Source organism: Xanthomarina sp. (assembly GCF_035306705.1).
Lineage (GTDB): Bacteria > Bacteroidota > Bacteroidia > Flavobacteriales > Flavobacteriaceae > Xanthomarina.
The window spans coordinates 1-15,218 of record NZ_DATGNO010000117.1 but is presented as its reverse complement, the minus strand read 5'-3'; the positions used below and the strand labels follow the sequence as shown (position 1 = coordinate 15,218).

General features: G+C 35.6%; 13 protein-coding genes. 7 read left to right on the top strand and 6 right to left on the bottom strand.

From position 1 onward, the window contains the following. The 4 genes from VKY47_RS09980 to VKY47_RS09965 form a co-directional block, all read left to right on the top strand. Positions 1–1,091 (top strand): hypothetical protein (locus VKY47_RS09980; RefSeq protein ID WP_324312463.1); only part of this gene is annotated, 1,091 nt, incomplete at its 5' end. A gap of 177 nt (positions 1,092–1,268) precedes the next feature. After that, positions 1,269–1,967 carry a hypothetical protein gene (locus VKY47_RS09975; RefSeq protein WP_324312461.1) on the top strand — a complete coding sequence of 233 codons (699 nt, stop codon included), beginning with the start codon at positions 1,269–1,271 and terminating at the stop codon, positions 1,965–1,967. A gap of 128 nt (positions 1,968–2,095) precedes the next feature. Beyond that, on the top strand, positions 2,096–2,563 hold the full coding sequence (locus VKY47_RS09970) for a lipocalin-like domain-containing protein (RefSeq protein WP_324312459.1): 468 nt from the start codon (positions 2,096–2,098) through the stop codon (positions 2,561–2,563). Positions 2,564–2,785: 222 nt separating this feature from the next. Then, positions 2,786–3,580, top strand: coding sequence for a hypothetical protein (locus tag VKY47_RS09965; protein ID WP_324312458.1), 795 nt, complete (start codon positions 2,786–2,788; stop codon positions 3,578–3,580). 702 nt (positions 3,581–4,282) lie between these two features. Here VKY47_RS09965 and VKY47_RS09960 read toward each other — a convergent pair. Continuing rightward, entirely contained in the window at positions 4,283–7,138 is a 2,856-nt protein-coding gene (locus VKY47_RS09960; RefSeq protein ID WP_324312456.1) for a M16 family metallopeptidase, read from the bottom strand. Positions 7,139–7,237: 99 nt separating this feature from the next. Here VKY47_RS09960 and VKY47_RS09955 point away from each other — a divergent pair, with 99 nt between their 5' ends. Further along, positions 7,238–8,044 (top strand): DUF1853 family protein, encoded by an 807-nt coding sequence (locus tag VKY47_RS09955; protein ID WP_324312454.1) that lies wholly within the window; start codon positions 7,238–7,240, stop codon positions 8,042–8,044. Here VKY47_RS09955 and VKY47_RS09950 read toward each other — a convergent pair. Next, the gene (locus tag VKY47_RS09950) at positions 8,028–8,417 is read right to left on the bottom strand and encodes a hypothetical protein (RefSeq protein ID WP_324312453.1); all 390 of its coding nucleotides are present in this window, start codon (positions 8,415–8,417) and stop codon (positions 8,028–8,030) included. The genes VKY47_RS09955 and VKY47_RS09950 overlap by 17 nt on opposite strands. Before the next feature lie 182 nt (positions 8,418–8,599). Between VKY47_RS09950 and VKY47_RS09945 the strand changes: the two genes are divergently transcribed. Then, positions 8,600–9,436 (top strand): OmpA/MotB family protein, encoded by an 837-nt coding sequence (locus tag VKY47_RS09945; RefSeq protein ID WP_324312451.1) that lies wholly within the window; start codon positions 8,600–8,602, stop codon positions 9,434–9,436. A 101-nt stretch (positions 9,437–9,537) separates the two neighbouring features. On the opposite strand, the gene VKY47_RS09940 is transcribed toward VKY47_RS09945, so the two are convergent. The 3 genes from VKY47_RS09940 to VKY47_RS09930 all read right to left on the bottom strand — a co-directional run bounded on the left by VKY47_RS09940 (position 9,538) and on the right by VKY47_RS09930 (position 13,836). Further along, entirely contained in the window at positions 9,538–10,965 is a 1,428-nt protein-coding gene (locus tag VKY47_RS09940) for an LGFP repeat-containing protein (RefSeq protein ID WP_324312450.1), read from the bottom strand. 314 nt (positions 10,966–11,279) lie between these two features. Continuing rightward, complete coding sequence (locus tag VKY47_RS09935) at positions 11,280–12,134, bottom strand: universal stress protein (RefSeq protein ID WP_324312448.1); 855 nt, start codon at positions 12,132–12,134, stop codon at positions 11,280–11,282. Positions 12,135–12,276: 142 nt separating this feature from the next. Next, positions 12,277–13,836: a DEAD/DEAH box helicase gene (locus VKY47_RS09930; RefSeq protein ID WP_324312446.1), complete on the bottom strand. Its 1,560-nt coding sequence runs from the start codon at positions 13,834–13,836 to the stop codon at positions 12,277–12,279. A gap of 151 nt (positions 13,837–13,987) precedes the next feature. Here VKY47_RS09930 and VKY47_RS09925 point away from each other — a divergent pair, with 151 nt between their 5' ends. Further along, entirely contained in the window at positions 13,988–14,566 is a 579-nt protein-coding gene (locus VKY47_RS09925; RefSeq protein WP_324312465.1) for a pseudouridine synthase, read from the top strand. Here VKY47_RS09925 and VKY47_RS09920 read toward each other — a convergent pair. Further along, on the bottom strand, positions 14,556–15,218 hold a 663-nt coding region (locus VKY47_RS09920; RefSeq protein ID WP_324312445.1), incomplete at its 5' end, for a hypothetical protein. The genes VKY47_RS09925 and VKY47_RS09920 overlap by 11 nt on opposite strands.

Below are 15,218 nucleotides of genomic sequence, written 5' to 3'. Positions count from 1 at the left end.
ATACACGAAAACGTTGGCAAAAATTAAAAAAAAACAAAATGCACAAATTTAAAACTATACTATTACTGTCATTCTTACTTATTTTAACAATAGGATGTAGTGATAATGATAACAACATTGATAGTGATGATGATGTTAATGTTGATGATTGTACATATGGAAGTGTACAATTAAACAATCAAAACGATGTAGATAATTTTATTAATACTTGTTATGACACTATTGGTATTTTAAACATTTATGGTGATGATATTACAAATTTAGAAGGATTACAAAACCTAACATCTGTTGGTACATTATTCATACATGAAGCTATTTCTTTAATAGATTTAAATGGTTTAAATAATTTAACAGGTACGATTGGAACAGTATATTTAGAAAATAATAATTCGTTAATTAACTTAGATGCATTAGAAAATATAACTGCTGTCTCTTCAAGTCTTACACTACGTTCTAATGAAGCCTTAACAAATATAAATGGTCTTGAGAATGTTATTTCTATAGGTGAAAGTTTAGTTATAGATGGAAATGAAGTTTTGGAGAATTTAGAAGGATTAAATAATCTCTTATCTATTACTGAAAGCTTATTTATTCAAGGTAATACAGCCTTAGTAAACTTAAATGGTTTACAGAATGTCTCATCACCTTTAGAAAACGACTTAATTCTAAATAACAATTCTTCACTATCGAGTTTAATTGGTTTACAGAACCTTAATTCTGTAGGGCGAAATTTAAAAATTTGGAATAATGACAATTTAACAAATCTAGATGGAATGCAAAATATTTCTTCAGTAGGAAAAACTCTAGAGATTGGAAATAATGATGCTTTGACAGATATTTCTAGTTTATTAAACACTACATCTATTGGTATTAGTTTAGATATCAACACAAATGATGCTTTAACAAATTTAGATGGATTACAAAATATTTCTTCGATTGGAAACTACTTACAAATAAGAAGTAATGATGTGTTAAACGATTTATGTTCTATACAACCAATTTCAAATACATTTACTGGACAATTCACTGTTGAATTTAATTTATTCAATCCAACTCAACAAGATATTATTGATGGAAATTGTAGTCAATAATAAACTTTTGCCAACATCGTGTAAAATTAATTGCTAGTTCAAGCTTACTTACGAATATTCCTGCGGAATATTCTATTTGGTTTTTATTTGCTAAATTAGTTACTTAAACACGCAACTAATCTTACACAAACACGTTAGCAAACATATGACCAATCAATGAAAATTATCAAGATATTCATGTTTATTGCTTTAATCATAAGTTGTTCGGACAAAAAAACCGCAGACAAAATATCGGAATTTGACAAAGTTTTAGGCAAGGAAAATGTTGCAACTTTGGATTTTCTTGTTTCCGATTTTGAGAATAGCTTTTTAAAAAGACAATATCCGAATTTGAATACGGTAAATGCTTATCGACAATTTTTATTACAACTGCGTGATAGAAAAACTGAAAATCTGAAAACAATATCCCAAAATGCAGAAAAAAAATTCAGATTGAGTAAATTAATCCTTGAAATATACAAATTTCCTGATTCTGTTTGGGTATTAGAAAATAGCTCTTTTGATAAAATGGAATCGGATTCCTTTCCTGTAATGAGAAATGATTTTCCATATGTAAAATTAAGATACAAACATATAAATTCTGACGGCTCTAGTGATTTTACATACTCTAGAAAATATGGTGAAATCCGACCCAATTCTAATTTTGATTCCATTATAAATCGAGAACTAAACACCGTTAAGGTTAATTACACTGGTAAATATTACCAAGCATTGGGAGAAATAAAAAATAAAAGCAAATTTCATCAAGAATTTTATGAGAAGAAAATCAGTTCAGGTTCGCTCTATCCAATGCTTGCTGATGTAATGTTATTGGAAAAAATCGATTTGAATGACAAAATAAATAGAAGAATAATCGTGCTTGAATTAGTCTATTAATAAATACATTTGCTAACTCTGATTTTCCTGCGGAAAATCCTAGCATACAAAAACGCAACGTTCCTTACACATAAACGTTGGGCTGACCGTCAACTAAAAAACAACATTAACTAAATCAAAATTTTAAAATGACAAATAATAAAATATTTTTAACAATCCTAACGCTTTGTTTAATTTTTTCGTGCAGTAGCGACGATGATAATTCAGATTCAATAGAAAGTTCGAAAATTATCGGGAAATGGCAAATAATAGACTTCCAAGAATACGGCTTTACTTTAGGTGAATGTGAAATGATGGAACAACGAGAGTTTAAAACAGATGACACGATTAAAATAAACTATTTCTTTGGTGATAATTGTCAAAACTCTGGAATCAATAATTGGACCTTTACTGTTTCAAACAATAAATTATTTACCAAAGAGCCAAATGGAGGACTTAATCCCGATAATGATTATATAATAAACTATAATATTTTAGAGCTTAATTCTACAACTCTAATTATTGAAGGTTACTATGTTGATGAAGGAGTTGACGGGATTACACCTCAAGAAATACCTACTGGACAGCGTTTTACAGAAACTTGGAAAAGAATATAAGTAAAGAGAGTTTTAAAAGTTTTATAAACCCAAAAGTTGAGGAAATAAACAATCTAAACATTTTCGGAAAAGATAAAGTGATTGAAATAACTAGTAGCGTCACACATTAATCCAAATGTAGCAAAACCCTATCCATCTAACCAACAACATTTTAGACTCTCTTTTTTGTAAAACATCTCAATTTTTTTCTTATCTTAGTTTCACACAAACACCTAGAAACCAATGGCTAAGCAAAAAGGAATCATAAAAATCCATGGAACCATAAAAGGAACCACGTACTATCCACTTTTTGGAGAGCATATTTCCCGTAGGGCAAATGGCCCTTCCAAAGAGCGCATTCAAACAGACCCAGCCTTTGCAAAGCAAAGAGCAAACAACCAAGAGTTTGGTATGGCGTCCAGACTATCAAAAGCCATCAGAACAGGCATTTTAGAAACCACAAAAGAGTTTCAAGACAACACAATTTCTAGTCGTTTAACTGGCGTCTGTTATAGAATCATCCAAGAGGGGAGTGGACCCCCAGGAAAAAGGGAAGCCAACCTGGCAAACAACCCACAAGCCCTCATAGGTTTCAAACTCAAAAACAAACAAGCTTTGGATAGTACATATACGGCAAAGCCAATCATTACCAGCCATAAAAACAGACGGATCATCACCCTCAGCATTCCAAATTCTAATCAAATCCACCTATATCAAACCCCAAAAACAGCCACACATTTCCAGTTAACGGCAGCCCTAAGTGTGGTATCTAGTTATAAGTGCCGTCCAAACCAGAAAACATACAGACCAACAACTCCAAAACACAATGCCTTAGGTACCAGTCAAAAAACAGAGCCTTTATTATGTAAAATAGAACATACAAACCTTCAAATCCAACTCGAAACCCCAGTAAAAATGGCAGTTTCTCCACAGGCCTCTCTAGTAGTTTGGTTCGGAATCCAATACCTAAAACTCAAAGATTCCCAAACGCATACCTTTAAAAATAGTCAGGTTATGCAGTGCATCCACCTGCTTTAAACCCTTATAAACAAAGGCTTCCTAGGGGGTTCACCCGTAGCTCCTTCGGGTCTACTTCGGGTTAACCTCGGGTCAAAGCCATATAATCCTCGGGTGCAAGCTGGGTCAAACCCAGTGGATAACCACAACCAGTCAAGTATAACCAAAAGCTTATGGATATGCTCAGGGTCTGAATCAGGACCTAACTACAAATCCAAGCAGGTTTCAAAGCCTCATAAATCGCTTAGATTATTTTTAACGCATCTTTGCTCATAATAAGCAACATATCAGAAACCTCAAAATCTGGTATCCCATAAATGAGAAAACCAATCACATAAAATTCCTAAACTTTAAATCTGGGGTCTATATAATAAGGCCTTAAATAAGGACACTCATAAATCCCATATTTAAAATGCCATGCAGCCTAACTCAGAATACGTAAAATATCAGGCTTATAAATAAATGAGCATAAGCCATCATAATACAAGCCAGTAACACAAAGCTCTCAAAACAGCCCAAATAACGGCTAAATCGGCATTTCTGTATAACGGTTTATTTGTTCTATAATTTATATTATGTAAAATAGAATATTTAAAACCCCCATCCTTTAATAGCTTCTTTCGGCTTATGGTAATTCCTAAATATAACGAAACAACACGCCAAATAAAAAAGACTGCCCTTTCGAGCAGCCTTTCTGTTTTAATAAATAAGTATAAACCGAATTTACATTTTCACATCTTCCAATTTAATTTCCTCCCCATCCGTATCCAACAAGATCACTTCATCAAAGCCCATCCTTTTAAACTGTGCAAATTGCGTGGCAGCATCGCCAACCACCAAATAAGCCATTTTCGTTTCGTCCAGATATTTGTTGGCCAAAGCTCGGTGCGCTTCCAAAGTCATCGCTTTTACAATCTGCTCTTCATTCTCAATAAAATTGGCAGGTAAATTATAAGTGCTTCGTTCTTGTAACATCCATAATAACGAGCCCTGTGTTTCAAACCTACGGGCATTGCTTTTAATTAAAGCGTTTTTGGTGAAATCCAAATCTGCTTCCGAAATCCCCTCTTTATATGTCTTAATCTGCTCTCTAAAAATTTCCACCGATTCTCCGGTGGTATTGGTTCTTACACTAGATGAAGCCGTAAAGGTTCCAGGCAGTTTCGATCCGCTAAACCCAGTACGCGCACCATAAGTATAGCCTTTTTCTTCACGTAAAATCAGGTTCACATTCCCACTAAACGAACCTCCCAACTTGTAGTTCATCACCTCTGCTGGGTAAAAATCGGTAGCAGTTTTTGGCATGGAGATATAGCCAATGTTAATAACAGACTGCTTAGCCTCAGGAATATCTACAAAGTACAAGCTCGCCTTATCACGGGCATCTGCAATAGGAAACTCAGGAATCGTGACGTCCTTAGCCGCCCATTTGGATTCCAAACTCTTTAACTGGTTCATAACCGTAGCCTGATCTATTTGCCCAACCACATGAAATTTACTCACCGATGGCGAAAAGTTCTTAGTATAATAAGCCTTTAAATCGTCCATGGTAATGGCATTTACAGACGCCACAGTCCCACTGGTCGGATAACTAAAAATATGATCTTCCCCATATAACAATTTGTTGTAAACGTTGTTGGCAACCACTTCCGGATTGGCAGCCGAACGCATAATATCATTGACTGTCTTCGTCTTGATACGTCCAAATTCGTCTTCATCAAAACGAGGTTCCAATAAAATCTCTTCTATTAAATCCATGGTCTTTCCAAAGTTTCTGGTCAAAGCATTCACGCTAATTACTATAGACTCTTTGGTCGTGTACATATTAATAGTCGATCCCAACAACTCAATAGCTTCTTCAAGTTCTTCTGGAGTTTTGTTTGCAGTCCCTTCCATCATAATGTCAGTCATTAAATTGGCAACCCCATTATTGTCGATGTCGTCTAACAAATGCCCCCCTTTCATAACAATACTAAAGCTTACCGTAGGTATTTCGTTATGTGCAATCCCATAAACTTCCATCCCATTGCTTAAGGTTTCCGTCCATGACGAAGGGATTCTTAACGAAGGCGCCTCCCCTGTTTCCGGAGCTATAGAACGATCAAAACTAGAAGGTGTTTTAATCACTTCACTGTTGGCTTCGGTAATAACTTGAGCCACATTTTCGGTAATTTTCTCTTCAACCACAGGGGCTTTCGTAGAATTTTCTGCAATCAACTCAATGTTCCCTTTAGGAACAAAACTGGTCATCACATAGTTTTTGCCTTTAATATAGGTGTTATACACGCGCATAACATCTTCCTTGGTCACCTTCTTGATATTCTGTATATCTGTCTCAATAAACCCAGGATCTCCTTGAGAGACGTTATAACTAGCTAATTGAAACGACTTTCCTAGCACACTGCTTATCCCATTATAAAACTTGGTCTCAAGCCCTGCTTTAATACGTTCCACATCCTTATCCGTAACCCCAACTTTTTCAAACATGGCAAAAGCCTCGTTAATCCCAGCTTCTATTTGGTCAAGATCAACCCCATCGTTTGCAGTCACACTAATTCTAAACGCGCCCGCTATTTCACTAGCGCCATTATAGGCGTATAATCTAGAGCTCAGTTGCTGTTGTTCGGTCAACACCTTATAAAGTGGCGCCTTCTTTCCTGTAGAGAATAACTCCGCAAAAAAATCCAAAGCATAGGCATCTGGCGTATAGTGTTCTACCGTAGGCCAAACCATATTCAATTGTGGGGCCTTTGCAAAGTTGTCTTCATGGTACAAGCGCTTGGTCTCTGCCAAAGTAACCGGCATAGGTTTCATGGTTTCTACCTCTTGACGTCTTTTAATTTCACCAAAGTACTTTTCAACCAAGGCTTTGGCATCAGCAGTTTCAAAATCCCCCGCAATCACTAAAGTCGCGTTGTTAGGACCGTAAAATTTATCGTAGAATTCTTTAACATCATCAATCGTGGCACGTTGTAAATCCTCCAACTCCCCAATAACTTGCCAGCTATAAGGATGTCCTTCCGGATAGAGGTTCTTATCAATCACCCAACTGGTGTGCCCATAAGGATTGTTGTCCACACGTTGTCTTTTTTCATTTTGAACCACTTCTTGTTGGTTATAAAAAGCAGCTTCGGTCACCGTATTTATTACAAATCCCATACGGTCGCTCTCCATCCACAAAACTTTTTCTAGGGCATTGTTTGGTACTATTTCAAAATAGACCGTTTTATCTTTCTGGGTAAAACCATTTAAGGTACCCCCAACATCTTGAATGTTTTTAAAGAACTGGTCTTGAGGCACGTTCTCCGATTCCTGGAATAACATATGTTCAAAAAGATGGGCAAATCCGGTGCGTCCTGTCTTTTCTCTGTTAGACCCAACCCCATATTGAATGGCAACCGAAACAACCGGATCACTTTTATCCTGGTGTAGAATCACATCCAGACCGTTTTCTAAGGTGAATTTCTCATAATCGATTTTAAATTCAGGTTCCGCAAGCGCTGCTGCTTTTTTATCTTCTGAAGAACAAGACTGCAGGAAAAAGGATAAGGTAAAAATTAGTAGGCTAAAGTATTTCATAGTGTTTAATAAATTGGTTTTATAAGTCTTAAAAATAGAGATATAAATAAACTTATGTTAAAATGATTTGTTAAAATATGGAATTCGTAATTTGCAGTTATGGATAACAAAGAGGTGAATTTACAATATCTAGGCTATCTAAACACCCCAAATCTATGGCTAGGAAATCTCGTATACAACTTACAGCAATTGGAAGTAGCTCGCCAACCTGCTACCCGTTTTAGTGAAACGCTTCCTAAAAACATCCGTTTGGGCAAACGTGTGGAACAGTTTGTATTTCATCACTTAAAGCAACTCCCACAAACAACTATCTTATGCCAAAACCTTCAAATCCAACAAGAAAGACACACCTTGGGCGAAATGGATGCTTTGTTGCTTATAAACAACAAACCCGTACATCTGGAAATTATTTATAAGTTTTACGTGTATGATGCCATGGGTACCAACGAGTTAGATCATTGGATTGGCCCAAACCGTAAAGACAGTCTGGTTCAAAAACTGGACAAGCTCAAAAACAAGCAGTTACCACTACTCTACCATCCAGAAACCTTAAAATACCTCGAAAAACACAACTTGAAAGTGGATCAAATAAAGCAGCAAGTCTTGTTTATGGCACAATTATTTGTACCATATAATCAAACACTCCCCAATTTCAAGTGGATAAACCCGGCGTGTATCCGTGGATATTACCTTAAAAAAGAAGAGTTATCTCAATTTAAAACCTGCAAATTCTACCTGCCAACCAAAGCCAATTGGTTATTAGAGCCTCATGCCCAAGTGGCTTGGTTAACACATCCAGCATGTAAAGAATTGCTGACTCCAATTCTAGATAATCAAACAGCGCCACTAATTTGGATCAAACATCCCAATGGCGAAATCTCTAAGAGCTTCATTCTTTGGTGGTAAGGACTTTTGTAGTTGTTTTAACCACTTCAATAGGCTGTATGCTGGGCTTTACCTGCTGGTACACTACAAATTGGTAATGGGTCAAAATGTCCTGCATTTCCAAAGTTTCCTCGGCTTGCATTTCATACAAGGTTTCCAGTTTTTCTTCCCCTTCCAACAAAGCCTCAATCTTTTTTCTCCGGATTAAAAACTCCTCCAATTTCATTTCAAACAATCCCAATTGATCCGTGTCCAATCCCAACTCCCTATTATAAGCCTCCGTTAAAGCAGAAACTTCATCGCTCAACGATCTATCAGGCTTTTGAAGCATGGGATCCTGTGCAAATACCTTCACCGAAATCAGGAATCCTATAAGTAACATCCAACGTTTCATAATGGTTATTTTATCTAAAAATAAAAACTAGAGGCTTAAAAAACAAGGTTTTAATATAATTTAACACCTAAATACCAGAGAACAAAAAGTGTTAAAGAAAGTATAAAATCAAGGAATGAAACGTCCAGCACACCTTCTGCTGCGTACATATAACATAAACCAAAAACAATAAACTTTAGATTATGAAAAGAATTTCAATCTTTCTACTAACAGGAATTTTAATGTCTGCCTGTGTTTCCAAAAAGAAATATGTGGCGCTAGAACAAGAAAATGGTGAGATAAGAAGCATGCTTCAAAAAACACAAGTTGAAAAAGAGGATTTAGAGGCTAAATTCGATGAAATCCAAGCCAGAATAAATACCTATAACAGCAAAATAAGTTCCCTAACTGAAGAAAATGATGCTAAAATTGTTGTGGTTGGCGACGATATCGTGATTTCTAACGATGTGAGAAAACAAATGAATGCCACTTTACAACATGTGGATCAAAACGATTTGGCACAAGCCAAAACCTTAAAGGATTCCATGAACTTAGCTGTAGGTTACAATTTACGTAAATCTATGGATACCTCTAACATGGACGAAGATGAAGATATTGCCATCGATATTAACGAAACAGTGGTAATGATTTCAATTTCAGATAAAATGTTATTCAATTCTGGAAGCTACCGTGTGAGCAATAAAGCCAACAAAATTCTACAGAAAATTGCTGATGTTATAAATTCAGAAGAAAGTTTGGACGTAATGGTTGAAGGCCACACAGACAACAAATTGATGCTTCCAAATGCAGCTGTAAAAGACAACTGGGACTTAAGTGTGTTGCGCGCAACGTCTGTAGTTAAAAAATTACAAGCCGATTTTAACGTAGCTCCCGAAAAACTGATTGCAGCCGGAAGAAGCTTCTATCAACCTTTAGTGGACAACGATACAAATGAAAACAGATCAAAAAACAGACGTACTAGAATCATCATTCTACCTAACATCAACAAGTTTTTTGCCCTAATGTCAACAAACGAATAAAATTCCCTCCAAATATTATATAAATTAGTCCTAAAAAAAGACGCTATCATTTAATTGATAACGTCTTTTTTAGTTTTATACCCCATTTGTTTCTTCTGAAATTATAGAGCATCTAGTTTTTGTTGAGCTAAAACAGCTCCAACAGCTCCCAATCCAGTGGTTGTAAAGTACAACTTAATACCTCCAGTGCTTGTAACTTTAAAACTTAAAAAGCCTACGTTTTCAGGAACTTCTCCCAATTCAAATGGCTTCTTAAAGCCCTCTAAAATACTCTTTTTAAGACCATTTAATAATTTGGTGTGTGAAACTCCAGACGTGTGGATATGCCAATGATCCAATCTAGCCGATAACTTACATTTAACTTTTCCATCTGGATTTTTATCACTCTCAAAAGCTATTCTCAACGTAATCGTATAAGATGGATTTGGAATAAAAAAGACCCCACTTTCATAATCTCCTTCGATTTTAAAAGTTATTTTTCTGTTTTTACTTCTAGTAAAGTCGCTTCCTGTATCGCTTACCTCGCTTATTTTAACAGAATCAATTTTTAAGTCTTTGGAATCTTTGGATTTATCTTTAAAAATCTTCTCAAATAAGGCTCTTACTTTACTTGCGCTCAACGAAGCTGTTTTAGGGGTTTCAGCTTTTTGATTGACCCAGAAAATAAGTCCATTTTGGAAGTCGCTAAACCATTCGTTTTTGTTGGTATGAATTTTAATTTCATCAGAAGTGGGATAGCCATACGCTCCTTTTTCCCAACCACTTTTAGCCCATGTTTGTCTAATACCTCCTCTAATTAATTTAGGACCTGTGGTTGGATGCCAGTAAATACTACCATTGCCTTTAAAGTGATTATACCGGCCAAGCTTATCGGGCGTTGCAGTCTCATCGGTAACTGGAAGACTTAAGGCATTATTTGGACCTCCAACAGCATGGTATTTTTCACGAATAGCTCCATGGACCTCATGGGTTCCTGTTTCAGGAGAACAATAAATATCACAGTTCTTAAACGTCACTCGTTTTCCAGAATTTACAGCTGTCGGCGCATTAATATTCGAAGTAGCAGCTCCAGTAAAAGCACTACCTAAAGCTTGTGCTTTTGCTTTAATACCTGCAGTACAATCTGAATCGCTAATAACACTATTAGTAATATTAAGTGTAATGTCTGCGTAATCCCCTCCGTCGTCTGTATTATTCACTCTAAAAACAACTACTTTCGATTCGTTTTTTGCTACAGTAATAGCTTTAGATGCGGTGCCGTCTAAATCGGTTGAATTAGTGGATGCCCCCTCAAAAAGCTTGGCTGTTTCTTTTACAGAAATAGAACCGCTCGCATTTTGCTTAAACGTAATTTCTAATTCAATTCTTACTTCACCTCCACATTTCCCTATAAAAAATGCGTGATGTGTTTTCTTTGAAGCGTCTAACATAAAAGTATCCGAGTTTACTACTCTTGCTCTCTCATTAGATCCAAAGGTTTCATGATCTAAAATGTTCATGGTCGATGTGTAACTAATCTTGTTTGTCATGGTTTTATAATTTTAATTATTTACCAATTAATAACCATGCAGTCAGAAGGTTAACTTTTTTTTACAAGATTTTCTTATTTTTTTAGTATGGCCATATCAGTCATAAAAAAACATCGAATTCAAAACAATAAAAGAATTAGCAGTACCAGAAGATGGGCAACAACCATAAAACCCATCAGGAATTATTATATAAATTAGTCCTAAAAAAAAGACGCTATCATTTAATTGATAACGTCCTTTTTATTCTTTATGCTGTATATTTCTTCTAAAATCGTGAGAATCCCAAATCATTCTCTCATTTTCTCATTAACCCATTAACTAGAACTCACATGGTTAAAAATAATCAAAGGCACATTCAAATTGCTACTAATGGATTTACTATTGCTTTTACTGAACATCTTTTCAAAAAAACTGCGTTTCTTATTGATGATGCACAGCATGCCTAGTTTTCTGCTTTCACTAAAAATACGTGTTCCTACTTCCACAGATACATCGGTGATAAGATAAAAGTCCATAGGCAACGGATTTAAAACCATTTCCAATGCAAGTTTATTAGCAAGCGATTCTGTGGTCATTTCTTCATTTTTACCAATAACATGTACCACAGATATTCTAGAATTGTTAGCTGTTGCTATTTCCTTTAATAATTCAAGTTCGTCGCCATAATGGTCTATGCTAAAGTCTGTAGCAAAACCAATTTCGGATAGGTCGCCAACCAAACAGTCTTTAGGAACAGCAATAATCGGACAACTTAACTTATTAATTAGGTTTGCCGTATTGCTACCAATAGTCACTTCTTTAATGGCGCTGGCTCCTTTGGTTCCAACCACGACAATATCAATTTCAAATCTTTTGGCAGTTCCTTGTACGGCACTTAAAAAATAGTCGTGAACCAAAAGCTTTTCAAACGTATGTTTGTCATTTTTGGGAAGGTTTTGAATCTTAGCAAAAACCGTATCCATATCGATGTTCGACTCATTAAGTCTGGAACTAGCAATGGCTTCTTGAGCTCTTTTGGAAGTAACTCCAGTAGATGGTGCAGAAACTAAAGGTTCTAAGGAATGCATAATATAAAAAGTACATGCTTTATCTTTAAATAACCTTAAAGCATAAAGAATGGCCTCCCAAGAGTTTGCAGAAAAATCTGTTGGTAATAATATCTTATTCATCTGAATTCTATTTTATGCTTAAAGATATTATTTATTTGTAAAATGTCAAGTGACATTTATCACTTTTGAGATAAGTATTCCCTAAAACAGACTATTTTCATAGTATTCTCTTGGGAAACATCCAGTTGTTTAATAAAAGGGGTTAATTTTCTGCTGGTCTGCCGTGAATTTCCTCAAAAACTTCATCGAAATTAGATCTCAAATAGGCTCTAAGTTTCTTACGGTAATCGTCTTTCAACCATTCCACAAAATTAAAGGTGCTTTTACTAATACATTTGGTATATCGATGGATTCTGTAGTCAATATCGTCACCAAGTTTTTTTGCAAGATCTAAGGCATCATACATGTCTTCGCTATTTTCTATACAAATTTTAGCATGGTGTTCTAGGGAACGTTCTAAAACTACTTTAGAAGACTCGCCATTTCTAACGGCCTCGATATAGGTTTCTTTAATATTAAAATAAACCGAATCCGATTTTCCAAACTCAGCGCGTAACTCGTCTGGCATCTCATATCTAAAGTTATCCTCTAACTCTTCATCACTTAAAATATTATCCAAATAATAGTTAGGCGATTTAAAAATACGTTGCCAGTCTAAATCGGCTCCCCAAGGTCCAAAACGGTGTAAATTATTTCCTAAATCAATGACGTTAAAAGTCGATTTATTCTTCAAAATACGCGATCCACGCCCGATCATCTGATAATAAAGGGTTAAGGATTTTGTGGCGCGATTAAGAATAATAGAATCCACAGTTGGCTCATCAAAACCTGTAGTTAAAATACTAACTGAAGTAAGAATGGCGTCTGGCGTATCTCGAAACCAATTTAATATTTTACGTCTTTCCTTTTTTGTATTGGTATTGTCTAAATGTGCTACTGGGTATCCCGCAGAACGAAAGGTATCGTACACATGTAAAGAGGTATTGATCCCGTTATTGAAAATTAAGGTTTTCTTTCCTTTAGAACGTTCTTCATAAGCTTGCATCAGCTTAGTAAGCATGTCGTTATTGGTATATAAATCTTCCGAGGATTTTACGGTATAATCACCATTAGCACCAACAACCAACGAGGTTAAACCAACGTTATAGGAATAAATCTCCGCTTGGGATAAGAATTCATTTTTAATTAAAGACTCGATGGTTTCACCTACAATAAGCTCGTTGTAATTATCCTTCATAGGAAGTTTAATGTTCGAGCTTAAAGGCGTTGCAGTTACTCCTAAAATAAAGGATTTCTCGAAGTACTTAAACAATTTGGTAAAGGAGTTGTAATGGGCTTCGTCGATAATAACTAGGCCAATATCCGAAATATCCAATTTGTCTTCCTGCAATCGATTGTTTAAGGTTTCTACCATGGCAACAAAGCAGCCATATTCCGCTTGGTCATCTAGATTCGCTTTACTGCTAACCACTTTGTTTTTTACACCAAATTCTTCAAGCATGGTCGATGTTTGTCGGCATAACTCAATTCGGTGAGTCATAACCAATACCTTTTTCTTGTGGTGTTTTAAATACTGCCTAACAATTTCAGAGAAAATAACGGTCTTCCCTCCTCCTGTTGGTAACTGATATAATAAATGGTAGTCTTCTGGAGCCTCTTCAAAGCATTTAAAAATCTTATCAATAGCACCTTTTTGGTAACTATATAGATCCTTTCCTACACGTCTGTCTTCTAATTCTAAAGATGTAACTGTCTTGCTCATAAAATTTGTAATGTGCAAAAATAAGGTCTTTTTAGGGTATTTTAGCTTTAAAACAGAATAAAATTCCTAAGAATTTTCAACATTTGCAGTTAATAAGATTTAGGAATATCCTAATTCCCAATTTAAAGACAGTTTCTTATTTCGTTATATGATGCCCAACTCCGAAAAACATCAGCATTTCAAACTCTATAAACCCTATGGTTATTTGAGTCAATTTATTAATAATCAGAGTAAAAGACGAAATAAAAAACTCTTGGGAAATCTATATGACTTTCCAGAAAATGTAATGGCTATTGGTAGATTGGATGAAAAATCTGAAGGCTTAATTCTCTTAACAACCGATGGGAAAATGAGCGAATATATAAGGAGTTCGCAAATTGAAAAGGAATATTATGTCATGGTAGATGGAGTAATTACTTCCGAAGCTATTGAAAAACTTAAACAAGGGGTTGAAATTTCGGTCGATGGCAATCCGTATCTCTCCAAAGCTTTTAAAGTTTCTTATTTCGAAATTCCGCCAAAGGTCCCGGAACGTTTTGTTAGAGATGAAAAACACGGACCAACAAGTTGGTTGTCCATAACTTTAACTGAAGGAAAATTTAGACAAGTAAGAAAAATGACCTCGGCCATCGGATTCCCCACCTTACGTTTGGTGCGCGTAAGAATTGGCGGTTTTAAATTAGAACACATGCAGCCTGGTGAAATGGAACAAATAGCAACTATTCTTTAATTACAATAAGCGTTGCCTTTACGCCTGTTGCCAAATTCCAAACACCAGAAGCAATCACATTTCCATTCGGATCCAAAACTCGAAGCTCTGCAGTATTTGGTCCAGACTCTCCTTGATTGAGTGCTTGAAAGTCTATTTTATTGAAACCTTCAACTAAATCCAAATTAAAGCCAGTAAATGAGGACTCTAATAAAACGTTCGACTTAATTACTTCGTCATTAACAAAAATACGCACCCGATCGCCATCTGGATATTGATGGTCTCTATAAATAATATTTACTCTAGAAAACCCCGTTTTAAAATCGCCTAAATATTGATTGGTGGTACTTCCATTTTGTCTGGATCGAGATTCGTCTTCAGTAGATATGTTATGTCTTTTTATCTGTTTGGTATAAAGTTCTGCTGGATTGCCAAAAGTTTCCCCGCCAAGCATAGAAAAACCTTTGTCCGTTGGATCGCTTAGCTCACTTTGTTTTGGTACAGACAAGCCATTAATTCTATCGGAATTGGCCGTACTCAATCCTTTATTTTCAATAGGTTTTGATTCAAATAGAGATTCTCCCTCGCGCCCCTCATCGCTTTTAACCGCAGGAATACTTGTGGATTCCAAACTGCTATCTATTTGCGAAAAAGCAGTCAAGGAAATAAAACA